The organism is Paractinoplanes atraurantiacus, from assembly GCF_900215205.1.
Classification (GTDB): domain Bacteria; phylum Actinomycetota; class Actinomycetes; order Mycobacteriales; family Micromonosporaceae; genus Actinoplanes; species Actinoplanes atraurantiacus.
Genome location: NZ_OBDY01000007.1, coordinates 60,102 through 73,674, shown reverse-complemented (window position 1 = coordinate 73,674; position 13,573 = coordinate 60,102). Strand labels below are relative to the sequence as shown.

General features: G+C 71.6%; 12 protein-coding genes. 5 read left to right on the top strand and 7 right to left on the bottom strand.

Going from position 1 to position 13,573, the window contains the following annotated elements:
* Positions 1-42: 42 nt before the first annotated feature.
* Positions 43-1,050: a glutamine synthetase gene (gene glnII, locus CRP55_RS18110; protein ID WP_097321266.1), complete on the bottom strand. Its 1,008-nt coding sequence runs from the start codon at positions 1,048-1,050 to the stop codon at positions 43-45.
* 231 nt (positions 1,051-1,281) lie between these two features.
* Here glnII and CRP55_RS18105 point away from each other — a divergent pair, with 231 nt between their 5' ends.
* A complete protein-coding gene (locus CRP55_RS18105) occupies positions 1,282-2,925 on the top strand; it encodes a methyl-accepting chemotaxis protein (protein WP_097321265.1) in 1,644 nt (547 codons plus the stop codon).
* A gap of 13 nt (positions 2,926-2,938) precedes the next feature.
* Positions 2,939-4,567: a methyl-accepting chemotaxis protein gene (locus CRP55_RS18100; RefSeq protein ID WP_097321264.1), complete on the top strand. Its 1,629-nt coding sequence runs from the start codon at positions 2,939-2,941 to the stop codon at positions 4,565-4,567.
* Here CRP55_RS18100 and CRP55_RS18095 read toward each other — a convergent pair.
* Positions 4,539-5,051 (bottom strand): DUF4142 domain-containing protein, encoded by a 513-nt coding sequence (locus CRP55_RS18095; protein WP_097321263.1) that lies wholly within the window; start codon positions 5,049-5,051, stop codon positions 4,539-4,541. The two genes, CRP55_RS18100 and CRP55_RS18095, sit on opposite strands and share 29 nt — an antisense overlap.
* Positions 5,052-5,151: 100 nt before the next feature.
* Here CRP55_RS18095 and CRP55_RS18090 point away from each other — a divergent pair, with 100 nt between their 5' ends.
* The gene (locus CRP55_RS18090; RefSeq protein WP_097321262.1) at positions 5,152-6,174 is read left to right on the top strand and encodes an LLM class flavin-dependent oxidoreductase; all 1,023 of its coding nucleotides are present in this window, start codon (positions 5,152-5,154) and stop codon (positions 6,172-6,174) included.
* Between the two features lie 39 nt (positions 6,175-6,213).
* The gene (locus tag CRP55_RS18085; RefSeq protein WP_097321261.1) at positions 6,214-6,972 is read left to right on the top strand and encodes a group II truncated hemoglobin; all 759 of its coding nucleotides are present in this window, start codon (positions 6,214-6,216) and stop codon (positions 6,970-6,972) included.
* On the opposite strand, the gene CRP55_RS18080 is transcribed toward CRP55_RS18085, so the two are convergent.
* The 4 genes from CRP55_RS18080 to CRP55_RS18065 all read right to left on the bottom strand — a co-directional run bounded on the left by CRP55_RS18080 (position 6,969) and on the right by CRP55_RS18065 (position 11,868).
* Positions 6,969-7,802: a PHP domain-containing protein gene (locus tag CRP55_RS18080; RefSeq protein ID WP_097321260.1), complete on the bottom strand. Its 834-nt coding sequence runs from the start codon at positions 7,800-7,802 to the stop codon at positions 6,969-6,971. The two genes, CRP55_RS18085 and CRP55_RS18080, sit on opposite strands and share 4 nt — an antisense overlap.
* Positions 7,799-9,115: a LexA family protein gene (locus CRP55_RS55990; RefSeq protein ID WP_101536203.1), complete on the bottom strand. Its 1,317-nt coding sequence runs from the start codon at positions 9,113-9,115 to the stop codon at positions 7,799-7,801. The genes CRP55_RS18080 and CRP55_RS55990 overlap by 4 nt, the downstream gene beginning before the upstream one ends.
* On the bottom strand, positions 9,115-9,744 hold the full coding sequence (locus CRP55_RS52165; RefSeq protein WP_097321259.1) for a hypothetical protein: 630 nt from the start codon (positions 9,742-9,744) through the stop codon (positions 9,115-9,117). The genes CRP55_RS55990 and CRP55_RS52165 overlap by 1 nt, the downstream gene beginning before the upstream one ends.
* A 477-nt stretch (positions 9,745-10,221) precedes the next feature.
* Entirely contained in the window at positions 10,222-11,868 is a 1,647-nt protein-coding gene (locus CRP55_RS18065; RefSeq protein ID WP_097321258.1) for a histidinol-phosphatase, read from the bottom strand.
* A 144-nt stretch (positions 11,869-12,012) separates the two neighbouring features.
* Here CRP55_RS18065 and CRP55_RS18060 point away from each other — a divergent pair, with 144 nt between their 5' ends.
* Positions 12,013-12,834, top strand: coding sequence for a class I SAM-dependent methyltransferase (locus CRP55_RS18060; protein WP_097321525.1), 822 nt, complete (start codon positions 12,013-12,015; stop codon positions 12,832-12,834).
* 112 nt (positions 12,835-12,946) lie between these two features.
* On the opposite strand, the gene CRP55_RS18055 is transcribed toward CRP55_RS18060, so the two are convergent.
* Positions 12,947-13,558 carry a winged helix-turn-helix transcriptional regulator gene (locus CRP55_RS18055; RefSeq protein ID WP_097321524.1) on the bottom strand — a complete coding sequence of 204 codons (612 nt, stop codon included), beginning with the start codon at positions 13,556-13,558 and terminating at the stop codon, positions 12,947-12,949.
* Positions 13,559-13,573 lie beyond the last annotated feature (15 nt).

Sequence of the window (13,573 nt, the reverse complement as noted above, 5' to 3'; positions counted from 1 at the left end):
CGCCCGGAAGGCCCGACCGCCTTCCGGGCGTAACGCTACGCGTCAGGCCAGGGCGGAGCAGATCGTGTTGACCAGCAGGCGGGTGACGACGTACGGGTCGCAGTTGGCGTTGGGGCGGCGGTCCTCGATGTAGCCCTTGCCGTCCTTCTCGACCTGCCACGGGATGCGCACCGACGCGGCCCGGTCCGAGACGCCGTAGCTGTACTCGCTCCACGGGGCGGTCTCGTGCATGCCGGTCAGACGGTGCTGGATGTCGGCGCCGTAGCCGGCGATGTGCTCGGCGACCTTGCCGTCCTTGCCCAGCGACTCGGCCGCCGTGATGATCGCGTCGTAGTTCTCGCGCATGGCCTTGGTCGAGAAGTTGGTGTGCGCGCCGGCGCCGTTCCAGTCGCCCTTGACCGGCTTCGGGTCGAGGGTGGCGCTGACGTTGAAGTCCTCGGCGATGCGGTAGAGCAGCCAGCGGGCCACCCACAGCTCGTCGGCGACCTGCGGCGCGGCCACCGGGCCGATCTGGAACTCCCACTGGCCGGGCATGACCTCGGCGTTGATGCCGGACAGGTGCAGGCCGGCCTCGAGGCACAGGTCCATGTGCTTCTCGACGATGTCGCGGCCGAAGACCTCGTCGGCGCCGACGCCGCAGTAGTAGCCGCCCTGCGGGGCGGGGAAGCCGCCGCCGAGCGGGAAGCCGAGCGGGCGGCCGTCCTGGAAGAAGGTGTACTCCTGCTCGATGCCGAAGATCGGCTCCTGGTCGGCGAACTTGGCCGCGACCTCGGCGCACTCCGCGCGGGTGTTGGTCGGGTGCGGCCTGCCGTCGATCAGCAGGACCTCGCACAGCACCAGCTTGTTGTCGCCGCCGCGGATCGGGTCGGGACAGACGAAGACCGGCTTGAGCACGCAGTCCGACTTGTCGCCGGGCGCCTGGTTCGTGCTGGAGCCGTCGAAGCCCCAGATCGGCAGGTCGGCGCCGTCCTCGACGATCTTGGTCTTCGACCGGAGCTTGGCGGTCGGCTCGGTGCCGTCGATCCAGATGTACTCAGCCTTGAACGGCATGCAATCGCTCCTTGGGACATAAAGGGGAACGACGGGCGATGCTACCGAGCGGTGATCACCTTGAGCGCCTCCCGACGGTGAGAGGATCAACACCGTCCGCGTTAACAGCGCGGAAATAACGGTGCGTATCGCAGCCGCATGCCCGTTGCAGGCGATTTGGCGAATTTCGCCCCACTTAGTGAGTCCGGATCTACCGTTGTTCCGTCGGTCCTGGTTCTAGGGGGAAGTGCGATGCCCGATCGCGGTGGATTCGCGACCACGATTGACCGCAAGCCGCTCACGGCGTATTTCGCCGACCGGAGCATGCTGGCCAAGACGATCGCGGCCGCCGTCTGCATGGCCGTCGTCGCCATCGCGGTCACCTTCATCTCGATCAACCGGATGGCCACCCTCGGTGACGACCTGAAGGTGATGAAGGCCCAGCACGTCGACAGCCTCCAGCAGGTCGCCAACGTCCGCGGCGGCCTGGGCGAGATGTTTCGTGGCATGGTGCAGGTCTCCAGCGCCAAGACCGACGCCGCCATCGCGGCCGGCAAACAGACCATCGAGGCCGGCGACGACTACGCCGACAAGGCGCTCGACGCCTACACATCGATCACCACCGGCTCGGCCACCCGCACAGCGGTGCTGGCCGAGTTCACCGACGCGCTCGGGCACTACCGGGCCCTGCGCGATTACGCCTTCTTCGGCACGGCGATCCCCTCGCAGTACGAGACGCCGGCGCCGGCCGACCTGCTCACGGCGTTCAACGAGACCCAAGCCACGATGACCGACAACATCCAGAAGCTCCAGCAGGTCGAGGACAGTGAGGCGGACGCCATGGCCGCGGCCGGCGAGGCCGCCTACAAGAAGGCCCGCGGCGTCACCCTGACCGGCCTGGGCATCGGCCTGGCGCTCGCCCTCATCGTCTGCGTCGGGGTCATCCGCCTGATCCGGCCGCAGCTGGCCACGGTGTCCCAGGCGCTGGACGCGGTGGCCGAGGGCAACCTGACGATCCCGGCCGAGGTGCGCTCCCGCGACGAGCTCGGCGCCATGGCGTACGCGGTGAACCGTGCCCGCGACGGCCTGAAGGAGACGGTCGACGCCCTCAACCACGGCGCGGCCACCCTCGGCGAGGGCACGCAGCGGCTCGCGAGCATCAGCACCCGGCTCGCCGAGGGCGCCCGCGAGGCCGCCGAGCAGGCCGGCGTGGTGGCCAACGGGGCCGGCGACGTCTCCACCAGCGTGCAGTCGGTGGCCGCGGGCAGCGACGAGATGGGCGTCTCGATCCGCGAGATCGCCGAGAACGCCAACAACGCGGCCCAGGTCGCCGCCCGCGCGGTCGGCGTCGCCCAGAACACCAACGACACCGTGGCCAAGCTCGGCACCTCGTCCGAGGAGATCGGCAACGTGGTCAAGGTGATCACCCAGATCGCCGAGCAGACCAACCTGCTCGCCCTCAACGCGACGATCGAGGCGGCCCGCGCCGGCGAGGCCGGCAAGGGCTTCGCGGTGGTGGCGACCGAGGTCAAGGACCTCGCCCAGGAGACGGCCAAGGCCACCGAGGACATCTCCCGCCGGGTCGAGGCCATTCAGGACGACACGTCGAGCGCGGTCGACGCGATCGGCGAGATCTCCCGGATCATCTCGGAGATCAACGACTACCAGGTCACCATCGCCTCGGCGGTCGAGGAGCAGACAGCCACCACCACCGAGATGAGCCGCAGCATCGGCGACGCGGCCAGCGGCAGCTCGAACATCGCCGGCAACATCAACGTGGTCGCCGAGGCCGTGCAGGCGCAGACCAGCGCCCTCACCGAGGCCGACGCGTCGGTGAGCGAACTTTCCCGGGTCTCCGACGAGCTCCGCTCGGTGGTGGCCCGTTTCCGCGTCTGAGAGGTCAACGCGCATGCTCGGCAACATCAAGATCGGCGTTCGGCTGGGCGGCGCGTTCACCGGCGTGTGCCTGTGCATGGTCATCGCCCTGGGCATCGGCCTCTGGGGGCAGAACTCGGCCGAGAACGCGACCGGGAAGCTGGCCGAAGCCACCAGCACCAGGGCCCACGCATTGACCGCGAAGTTCCGCACGGCGGACTTCAACGGCTGGCAGACCGGGTACGCGTTCGACGTCCTGCGCGGGGTCGAGGGCGCCACCTCGGACACGGTCGGGCAGCGCAAGAACTTCCTCGCCTCCACCGCGACCTTCGAGCAGGATCTCGAGACGCTGCACGCCGACGACCTCACGGCCGGCGAGCAGGCCGCCGTGTTCGCCGCCGCGGAGGCCTTCTCCGAGTTCATGTCGGTCGACGAACAGGTCATCGCGCTCTACCGCCAGGGGACGGCGAGCGCCACCAAGCAGGCCGGCACGCTGGTGGCCGGCTCCGCGCTGGAGTGGATGGACAAGATCATCGCGGCCATCGACGACCTGACGTCACTCACCGACGCCGCCGCCGAGGAGGCGAAGGCCGAGGCCGCTTCCGCGGCCAACACCGCCCGGACGTTCATGGCCGTGGCCGGCATCCTGGCCCTGGCCCTGGCCGCCCTGCTCGCGGTGCTGGTCACCCGCAGCATCACCCGGCCGCTCACCGCCACCGTCGAGACGCTGCGCTCGGTCGCCGGCAAGGACCTGACGGTGCGGGCGCCGGAGAGCGGCCGCGACGAGCTGGCCACCATGGGCCGGGCGGTCAACAGCACCCTGGAGGTGCTGATCGGCGCTTTCCACCGGATCAGCGACCACAGCCGTACCCTGGCCGGGGCCTCGCACGAGCTGACGGCCGCCTCGGGCCGGATCGCCGACGCCGCGGCCGGCGCCTCCGAGCAGTCGGACCGGGTCGCCTCGGCCGCCGAGGAGGTCTCGCACAGCGTGCAGACCGTGGCCGCCGGCACCGAGCAGATGAACGCGGCCATCCGCGAGATCTCCGGCAGCGCCAGTCAGGCGGCCGGGGTGGCGGCCAGCGGCGTCGACAGCGCCCGCGAGGCCGGCGAGACGATCGGGCAGCTCAGCCAGTCCAGCGCCGAGATCGGCGAGGTGGTCAAGCTGATCACCTCGATCGCCGAGCAGACGAACCTGCTCGCCCTCAACGCCACGATCGAGGCCGCCCGCGCCGGCGAGTCGGGCAAGGGCTTCGCGGTGGTGGCCTCGGAGGTCAAGGACCTGGCCCAGGAGACGGCGAAGGCCACCGAGTCGATCGCGGCCCGGGTGACGGCCATCCAGCACGACACCACCGCCGCGATCGGCGCCATCGACCGCATCACCGGCATCATCGGCCAGGTCAACGAGCACTCGACGACGATCGCGGCGGCCGTGGAGGAGCAGACGGCCACGACGGCCGAGATGGGCCGCAACATCACCGAGGCCGCGACCGGCTCGGGCGAGATCGCCGAGGGCGTCTCCGGGGTCGCGACCTCGGCCCAGGTGACCAAGGACGGCGTGGCCGAGGCCCAGGAGACCGCGGAGAACCTCGAGCTGATGTCCCGCGAGCTCCAGGAGATCGTCGACCAGTTCCAGATCAGGACTGCAGCTGCTTCCGTACGCTGATCAGCGTCTGGTGGTGCCCGGCCACGACGGGCGCGGCGTCCTGGGCCAGCTTGACCACGCTCGGCTCGGCGCCGTCCCTGATCTCGCGGCGCCCGTCGGCCACGGCGGTCTGGTGGCCGAGCAGCTGGGTGAGAACCCACACGACGTCGAAGCGGGCCGGGTCGTACGTCTCGTACTGCGCGATGCGGCTGCGCTGGGCGGCGTTCGGCTCGGACGGCAGCAGCACGCCCAGCCGGCCGGCGGTCGCGGTCAGGGTCCGGTCCATCGCCGTATGGTCCCGGACGAACCGGGTGCCCAGCGCGCGCACCTCGGGCGTCGCGGCCCGCGTCTCGGCGATGCGGCCGCCGGCGATCTCGAACAGATGGGCCTCGTGCGCCGCGTACAGGAAACTGATGTCCTGCAGGCTCGGCGCCGCGCTCGCCGGTCGGGCCGGAGCCACCAGAAGTCCCGCCGCGGCGGCCACGGCGGTCAGATACTTTAACATTTCGGTCCTTTCGGGCGTCGTTGCCAGGGCCCAATTTTCCCGGTTCGCGGCGTTTCATGCGTACGGAAATAGGCGGACGGCCGGAAAGGTTGGCAGCCACGTGAAGAAGAAGATCGGTTTCCTGTCCTTCGGCCATTGGCGCGACGCCGCCGGGTCGCAGACCCGCACCGGGGCCGACGCCCTGCTGCAGACCATCGAGCTGGCCGAGGCAGCCGAAGAGCTGGGCGTCGACGGCGCGTTCGTCCGGGTGCACCACTTCGAGCGCCAGCTGGCGTCACCGTTTCCGCTGCTGGCCGCGATCGGCGCCCGCACCAAGCGCATCGAGATCGGCACCGGCGTCATCGACATGCGCTACGAGAACCCCCTCTACATGGCCGAGGAGGCCGCGGCGGCCGACCTGATCAGCGGCGGGCGCCTGCAGCTGGGCGTGTCGCGGGGATCCCCGGAGACCGCGCTGAACGGCGCCTACCAGTTCGGCTACATCCCGCCCGAGGGCAAAACGGCGGCCGACCTGGCCCGTTCGAAGACCGAGATCTTCCTGTCGGCCATCTCGGGCGAGGCCGTGGCCCGTACGGACCCGGCCCGCACCGGCGGCGTCAGCGGCGGCCTGGCCATCCAGCCCCAGTCCCCCGGCCTGCGCGACCGCATCTGGTGGGGCGCCGGGACGAGGGCGACGGCGCAGTGGGCGGCCGAGATCGGGGTGAACCTGCAGAGCTCGACGCTGCTGTCGGAGGACACCGGCGTGCCGTTCGACGAGTTGCAGGCGGAGCAGATCGAGATGTACCGCGAGGCGTGGAAACAGGCCGGCCACTCCCGCACCCCGCGCGTGTCGATCTCCCGCAGCGTCCTGCCCGTGACGGAGGAGATCGACCGGATCTACTTCGGCAACGAGGGCCAGGGCGACCAGGTCGGCCTTCTCGAGGGGGTGCGGTCGCGATTCGGCCGTACGTTCGCGGGCGAGCCCGACCGCATCGCGGCGGAGCTGGCCGCGGACGCCGCCGTGCAGTCGGCCGACACGATCCTGTTCACCGTGCCGAACCAGCTGGGCGTCGCCTACAACGCCCGCATCCTGGAGACGATCACGAAGCACATCGCCCCCGCGATCGGCTGGACCGCCGCCTGATTACATAATTACCTTGCAACACCGGTCTACGGTGGACGCATGACCGTCGAGTACATCCGGTACCGCGTTCCCGGCGACACCGGCGAGTTCGAGCAGGCGTACGCCCGTGCGGCGCGCTTCCTGGCAAGCGCGCCGCAGTGCCTCGACTACGAGCTGAGCCGGTGCACCGACGAGCCCGCCGTCCACATCCTGCGGATCACGTGGACGTCCGCCGCCGACCATCTCGGGGGTTTCCGGGGCGGCGACCTGTTCCCCGGCTTCCTGGCCGAGATCCGCCCCTACATCGAGGCCATCGACGAGATGCGCCACTACGAGCCGACCGCGGTGCGCGGTTCCGGCGGCGCGGTGCCGAGTTTGTACGACTGGGCGGGCGGCACCGAGGCTTTCGAGCGCCTGACCGGCCGCTTCTACGAGTTGGTGGCGTCCGACGACCTGATCGGCCCGCTGTTCGCCCACATGGATCCCGACCATCCGCGCTACGTGGCGATGTGGCTGTCCGAGGTTTTCGGCGGCCCCGCGCGGTACACCGCCGACCGCGGCGGCTACCCCCACATGCTCGCCCATCATGTCGGCCGGGCCATCACCGAACCGCAGCGCCGCCGCTGGGTGAGCCTCCTCGCGGACGCCGCCGACGAGGTGGGGCTGCCCGGCGATCCCGAGTTCCGGGCCGCTTTCATGGGCTACATCGAGTGGGGCACCCGCCTGGCCGTGGCCAACTCCCAGCCCGGCGCGACCCCGCCGGAACAGGCCCCGACGCCGCGCTGGGGTTGGGGCGTGGCACCTCCGTACCAGGGTTAGGCCCTTCCCCAGAGGTCGTACGGGCTGCGCCCGGGCCGAAACCCGTGGGCCTCGGCCATGTGGGCCGCCTCGGCGAACCCGTGCCCGGCCAGCTCGGGAAGGTGGGCGTCGCTGCCGAAGCTGATGGCGTCCCCGCCTTCGTCGTGCCACCAGCGCAGGATCGTGGCGTGCAGCGGAATCCGGGTGTTGACCTCCAGCGCCCGCCCTGACTCGGCGGTGGCCCGCAGGGCGTACCGGAACTCCTCCTCGAACGCGGTGGGCTCGAAGCGCCCCGGCCACGACCGCACCGGATAGTCGATGTGCGCCAGCACCGCGAACGGCGAGTCCGTGCCGACCATGACCGCGACCGCCTCGAGGTATTCGCGCATCACCACGGCCGGTTCCCGATGCGGATAGATGCCCCACGGCTCGGCATAGACACCGTTGTCGGGAAGCGCGTGCAGCGACCCGAGCAGCCGATCGAAGCGCCCCGCCGCGAGCACCCGCCCACAGGCTTCCGCGTGCCAGTGCGGCTCCCCCATCTCCAGCCCACTGAGAATCCGCAGCTCCGGAAACTTCTCCCGGCACCGCTCGACCGCCGCCAGATAGCCGACGGCGTCGAACCGCGGCGGCGTCAGCAACCGGTCCGCCCCCGCCCGGGAGGTGAGGACGTCCGAGGCGTACGGCCCCTCGACCTCGATCCGCCACACCGTGTGGTCGAGATGCTCGGTGAAGGCAACCGCCGGCAGCCCGACCTCGACGGCCCGGGCACAGGTCGCCTCCATGTCCCCGCCGGGCGCGTCCCACGACCACTCACTGTGGACGTGGCTGTCGGCCGGAAGCCCGCTCACAGCTGCCTCAGAACCGCGACGACACGACCGAGCACAGCAAGCTCGGTGGCCGCGGGTCCCGTCCGGTCCCGTTCAAACACGCACACCGTGACCTCACCCTCCACCATCGCCACGACGATGTCGCCGGGCTGCGCCCCGCCCTGCCGCCGAACAACCACCAGATCACCGACCCGAATCTCGGCACCGCCCAGAACATCGTCCCGAACCCGCAGCATGAAATGCTCCCCGTCCCCGACAACGGCCCGAGGCAGCGCAAGCCGCCCGTCCCGAGTCACCGGCCCAACAAGCATCCCGTCCGAGACCCCACCGGCCTCCGCCCCCATCGCCCACCCGGTCCCATGACGCACAACCGCCCGCCGGGCGGAAGCCCCACCCGCTCCGGCCCGGCCAGCACCCGCCTTCTCCCCGTTCCCCCCGCTCGCCCGGCTCCGACCGGCACGCCCCCCACCGCCGCTCGCCCCACCCGCGCGGGCACGGCCAGCGCGCAGTCCATCGCCGCTCTCCCCACTCACGCGGGCACGGCCAGCGCCGCTTTTGTTAATAGCGCGAGTCCGGTCAGCGCGCACTCCACCGGCGCTTCCCCCGCCTGAGTTCGTCCGACCTCCCGGCACCCCGTCCACGCTCGCCTCACCACCACTGATCCGGTCAGCGCGCACCCCAGCCTCGCGAGTCTCACCCGCGGTCGTCCGGCCAACAGACACTCCACCTGCGCTGTCCTCGCCCGGGCTCGTCCGATCAGCGGACGGTCCACCCGCGCTGTGCCCGCCCACGCTCATCCGGTCGGCAGGCGCTTCACCCGCGCTCGCCCTGCCGTCACTGGAAGGGTCGGCGCGCGCGCCACTCACGCTCTGTTCGCCCGCGCTGGTTTGCCTGGCGCCCGCTTCATTCACGGTCGCGCTGGGCCGGTCGGCGCGCGCTTGGCCCTCGCACGCTTCGGCCACGTCGGTCGGGCCGGAACCCGGCCCTGCCCCATGCGCACCGCAGGAGGTTGGCTCTGCCGGGTGGCTGGTCGGGGCCGGGCGCTCGGGTTGGGTTTCCGAGGGTGGCCACTCGGCGGCGGGCCTCGCTTGGCGTGGCTCGGCGGGCGGGCGGGGGCGGTCGGGGAGGAGGGCGCGGCCGGCCCGGCGGCGCAGGTGGCCTTTGCGTTCGAGTTGGGCCAGCTGGTAGGCGACGCTGGAGGACGAGGTCAGGCCTACCGCGTCGCCGATCTCGCGGATGGTGGGTGGGTAGCCGTGGCGGCCCGTCCAGTCGGCCAGGAAGGACAGGATGTGGCGCTGCCGTGCGGACAGGTCGTCGTGCCGTGCGGACTGCATCAGGTGGTCGCCACCTCCCGGCGGACGTCGGCCGCGGCGATGCCGGCGCGCAGGGCCGCCCGCTCGCCGGGACTCCACGGGCCGGAGCTGGTCATCGGGATCTCGGTCATGAAGCGGCGCTCCGGCTCGGGGATGCGGGCGACCAGCAGGTCGGGCCGCGTGGCCGCCGTCTCGTAGAGGGCGGGACCGTCCGCGTAGAAGAGGTCGGCCACCACGAGATGCCCGTCGGCGGCGCGCATGACGTTTGACGGATTGGTGTCGAGCGGCCCGCACCACGGCAGCTCCCTCGTGGCCCGCTCATGGACCGCCCGGACGACGCGGACCAGCTCGGCGACCTCGGCCGCCCCGGCTGCGATCGCCCGGTGGAACGCGGCCGCCTCGTCCTCGGGCACAGGTCGCAGCCACTCCATGACCTGAAGGTCACCGCCACCGGCCAGCCGCCGATGCTCGAACAGCACGGGCACCTGCCGGGTGTGGGCCGCCTCCCGGTACAGCGCCGCCGTATAGGGCCCGGTCGGATCGAACGGGCTGATCCGCGCCGCGACCGCCCCGCCCGGCGACCGCAGCGCGATCGCCCAGTCCCCGGCCCCGCACGGCGTCCACCCCGCGGCGACCAGCCTTCGCTCCACCTCACGATGATCGGCATTCGCCGCGAACAACGCCGCCGACGACCCAAGACGATCAGCGCCCGCACCCGCACCGTCATGAGGGCGCCGGATGGCCGGGTCGGGCACGACGCGTGGCCGCGCCTCCGGATCGTCCGAAACTGACGGCCCGGAGGTGGTGTGTGGTGGGTGCGCGGGACGGGACGCGCTGCCGGTCTGCGTCATGAGGCGACCCTAGACCGGGGGTATGACACTTTTGGACGGTCGCCGACAGGAGGCGCCGGACGAGCGGCGGGGCAGCGGGGAAAAGGTCAGCGCCGGCGCGAGGCCACGATCACGGCGGCGACCAGGCCGACCACCACGATGAGGCAGACCAGCAGATGCAGAGGCTTGATGGCGAGCATCGCGACACCGTACCGAAAAGGGACGAGCCCCGATGACCGGTTGTCATCGAGGCTCGTCGGCGGCCCGGGCGTGGGGGTCTTCCCGGGCCGCCCTCCATCACAGGTCGATGAAGATGGGGTTGGTGTAGAACCACGTGTCCAGCCACGGGTCGCCGTCGCCGGGCGTGTGTGCGATCGGGCCTCGCGGGTCGATCGCCTTGCCGAGCAGGCCGGGGCCGTTGCGGCGGCCGTCGCTGCCGCGCAGGCGCAGATATCCGGGCTCGCGCACGGGGTCGATCGGGATCCGCAGGGTGTAGGTGCCCTTGCGGCCGGCCACGCCGATGCTGCGGGTGACCCGTGTGGCCGGGGCGCGCCACGTGCTCCTGTCGGCGGCCGGTCCGCGTACGGCACCCTGAATGACATCCACGTGGGCCAGGGACGGCACCACGTTGTGCAGGTTCGGCCTCGAGGCGGTGGTGACCGTGACCAGCAGGGTCAGCTTCTCGCCGCGGCGCGCACGCAGGCGACCGCCCAAGGTGGCCGATTTTGATCCCGAGCCGACGAGCCGCACGTCGACGGCGTCGAGCAGCTGGCCGTGGTCGGCCCAGACGCGGCCGGCGCGCAAGCCGTCCATCACTTCGCGGTAGCCGTAGCGGGTCACGCCCACGTGCGTACGGCTGAATTGTCCTGGCCAGAAGTCACTGCCGGCCTGGGGTGTCGTCGTCGGGACGGGGTCGGGGAGTTTGCCGGTGTTGTCGAAGTTCTGCCCGGCCGGCCAGTCCCCGTTGCGCCACGTGTCGTAAACGGTCCGGTGGTTGTCCGAGTTCGACGTGATGGAGAAGAGCTTGCCCTCCGCGAGCAGCGCATCCCACATGCCACCGACTGTGGCCGTCATCCAATCAAAACCGCCGTAGGTGACGTACGCCTCGGCGGGGTAGCCGGCCCAGGACTGGTCCGACGGCTTGTTCTCGTACTCGCCGCGAACGCTGTTCGAGCCGCGCCACCCGGGCAGCGCCGCGCCCTGCGCGCCGGGGGCGCCCTCCATGCCGATCATGATGCTGGGGTCGGCGTCGCGCCATCCGCGCAGCTCGGACGGCGAGTCGATGCCGAGCCGGGACGGGTGGTTGGCCAGCACGAGCACGTCCGGGACGTCGCCGGCGCGTTTGCGGGCGGCCAGCCATTTGATCGCCGCGACGGCCAGCGCCTCGTTCTCGGCGGTGGACGTGGTGCGGTTGAGGAGCTTGCCGTCGTACGCCAACTCGAAGTCGCGCAGGATCGTCGCCTCGTTGGCACCCGGCGCGGTGAAGACGGTCGCGTGCTCGGCGCCCGGGATGTACCACTCGAGACCCTGGAAGAGCAGCATGCGGGGGTTCTCGGCGCGGGCCGTGACCACTTCGGCGTGCTCGGCCAGGGCGCCGCCGGCGTTGGCGTGCCCGATGTTGCTGTGCTCGGTCATGACCATCCAGTCGAGACCGAACTGGGCCGCCCGCATGGCCTGCTGACTGAACGTGTACTTGGCGTCGTGGCTGTACACCGTGTGCACATGGTGGTCGCCGGCCAGGTACGCGAAGTCGTCGTCGGCGGACGGCGAATGCGGGGAGTGAGCCGACGCCGGTGACGGAGCGAGAGCGCCGGCCGCCGCGAACCCGGCGCCGAACAGGCCCGCGCTCTTGAGGATCCCCCGCCGCGACACGGCCTGCGCGTCCAGTTTCGACTCGGGCACCTCCGGGTCGGCCCATTGCGGTAGCGTCTGATCGGTCGCCATCCCACTCCCCCTACGATGATCTTGAAGCGACGATCACCTTGGCCAACGCAACCGACCACCGTCCCAACACCCGGCTAACGCCGGAGGTCATTGCGAGGTCCGATGGACGGCGATGACGGCGCACGGACGCGGAAGGGCACCACCATGGCGACGACCACGACCGATTTCGACCAGTACGAACGCACGCAGTGGGCCGGCCGGGCCGAGGCCTTCCAAGGCAGTTTCGCCGCCCTGTGCGCCCACCCCGCCGGGCCGCTGCTGGACGCCGCGGGCGCCGAGAGCGGTCTGCGGGTGCTCGACGCCGGCACCGGAACGGGCACCGTCGCCGCGCTGGCCTGGGCCCGCGGCGCGCACGTGGTGGCCGTCGACGCCGAGCCGAGCATGCTGGAGCTGACCCGCCGCCGGGTCCCGGCCGCCGAGACCCACGAGGCGATCCTGCCCCACCTGCCGTTCCCGGCCGCCTCGTTCGACGCGGCCGTGGCCAACTTCGTGGTCAACCACGTCGGCGACCCGGCGGCCGCCGTCCGCGAGCTGCGCCGCGTGGTCCGCCCGGGCGGCCGCGTCGCCGTCACGATCTGGCCCTACCCCACCCCGCCGGCCCAGCAGTTGTGGGCCACCATCTTCGACGCCGCCGGCGTGGAGCGCCCCACCGACCTGCCCCGGCTCACCCCGGACAAGGACTTCCCCCGCACTCCCGAGGGCCTGTCCGCCTTGCTGCGCCAGGCCGGCCTGGCCGACGTCACCTGCGAGACCCTGGCCTGGAAACACCGCACCGACCCGGAGTCCTGGTGGAGCGGCCCGGCCAACGGCCTCAGCTCCCCCGGCCTGGTCATGCAACGCCAGGACAGCGGCACTCTCGACCGGATCCGGCAGGAGTACGACCGGCACACCGCGGCCTACCGCGAGGAGGACGGCCGGCTCGCCCTGCCAACCTCGGCCCTGCTCGCCGCCGGCACCGCCACCTGAAGCCGGACAAGGCACCGTCGGCGTCCCCAATTGAAGCCGGACAAGGCGCCGCCAGCCGCAAACTGGACAAGGCGCCGCCGGCCGAAAGCCGGACGAGGCGCCGCCGGTGCCGTCAGCTCGAGGCGGACGGCTCGAGGAGGCGTTTCAGGGCGGCCTCGTCGCCGCTGAGGGCCGCCGTGCCCGCAGCCCGTGCGGCGGCGAGCGTCACGGAGCCGTCGAGCAGGGCGTTCAGGGTCGCCGGGTCGGTGCGGAGGCCGGCGTCCGCGTGGACCGGCGCGCCCGTCTCGATGTGCAGCGGCCCGTCCCCGGCGGTGACCGCCCAGGCCCGGTCGCCGAGCTCGATCCGGTACGTGGCCCGCGAACCCGGATCTCGCGAGCCCCGCAGGAACAGCAACACCGAGGTGGCGCTCAGGTGCGCGTCCGCCGGCAGCGGGAACCGCATGCCCCAGCCGCCGAGGGCCAGCACTACCGGCTCCAGCCCTCGCCCCGACTCGGTGAGCTCGTAGCCGGCCGGCGACCTCGCCACCACGTCGTGGCTCTCCAGTTCGCGTAACCGGTCGGTGAGCATGTTGGAGCTCGCCCCCGGCAGGGCCCGGCGCAGATCGGAGAACCGTTGCGGCCCCAGCAGCAGCTCCCGCACCACGAGCAGCGACCACCGCTCCCCCACGACGTCGAGGGCGCGGGCGATGCTGCACGCGTCACCGTAGCTGCGACTGGTCGGCATGCCGCCCATGCTAGT

Coding starts and splice junctions, on each gene's coding strand:
- CRP55_RS18065 (WP_097321258.1), bottom strand. CDS start 11,868: ATGGCGACCGATCAGACGCTACCGCAATGGGCCGACCCGGAGGTGCCC.
- CRP55_RS18100 (WP_097321264.1), top strand. CDS start 2,939: ATGCTCGGCAACATCAAGATCGGCGTTCGGCTGGGCGGCGCGTTCACC.
- CRP55_RS18055 (WP_097321524.1), bottom strand. CDS start 13,558: ATGCCGACCAGTCGCAGCTACGGTGACGCGTGCAGCATCGCCCGCGCC.
- CRP55_RS18085 (WP_097321261.1), top strand. CDS start 6,214: ATGACCGTCGAGTACATCCGGTACCGCGTTCCCGGCGACACCGGCGAG.
- CRP55_RS18060 (WP_097321525.1), top strand. CDS start 12,013: ATGGCGACGACCACGACCGATTTCGACCAGTACGAACGCACGCAGTGG.
- CRP55_RS18105 (WP_097321265.1), top strand. CDS start 1,282: ATGCCCGATCGCGGTGGATTCGCGACCACGATTGACCGCAAGCCGCTC.
- CRP55_RS18095 (WP_097321263.1), bottom strand. CDS start 5,051: ATGTTAAAGTATCTGACCGCCGTGGCCGCCGCGGCGGGACTTCTGGTG.
- CRP55_RS55990 (WP_101536203.1), bottom strand. CDS start 9,115: ATGCAGTCCGCACGGCACGACGACCTGTCCGCACGGCAGCGCCACATC.
- glnII (WP_097321266.1), bottom strand. CDS start 1,050: ATGCCGTTCAAGGCTGAGTACATCTGGATCGACGGCACCGAGCCGACC.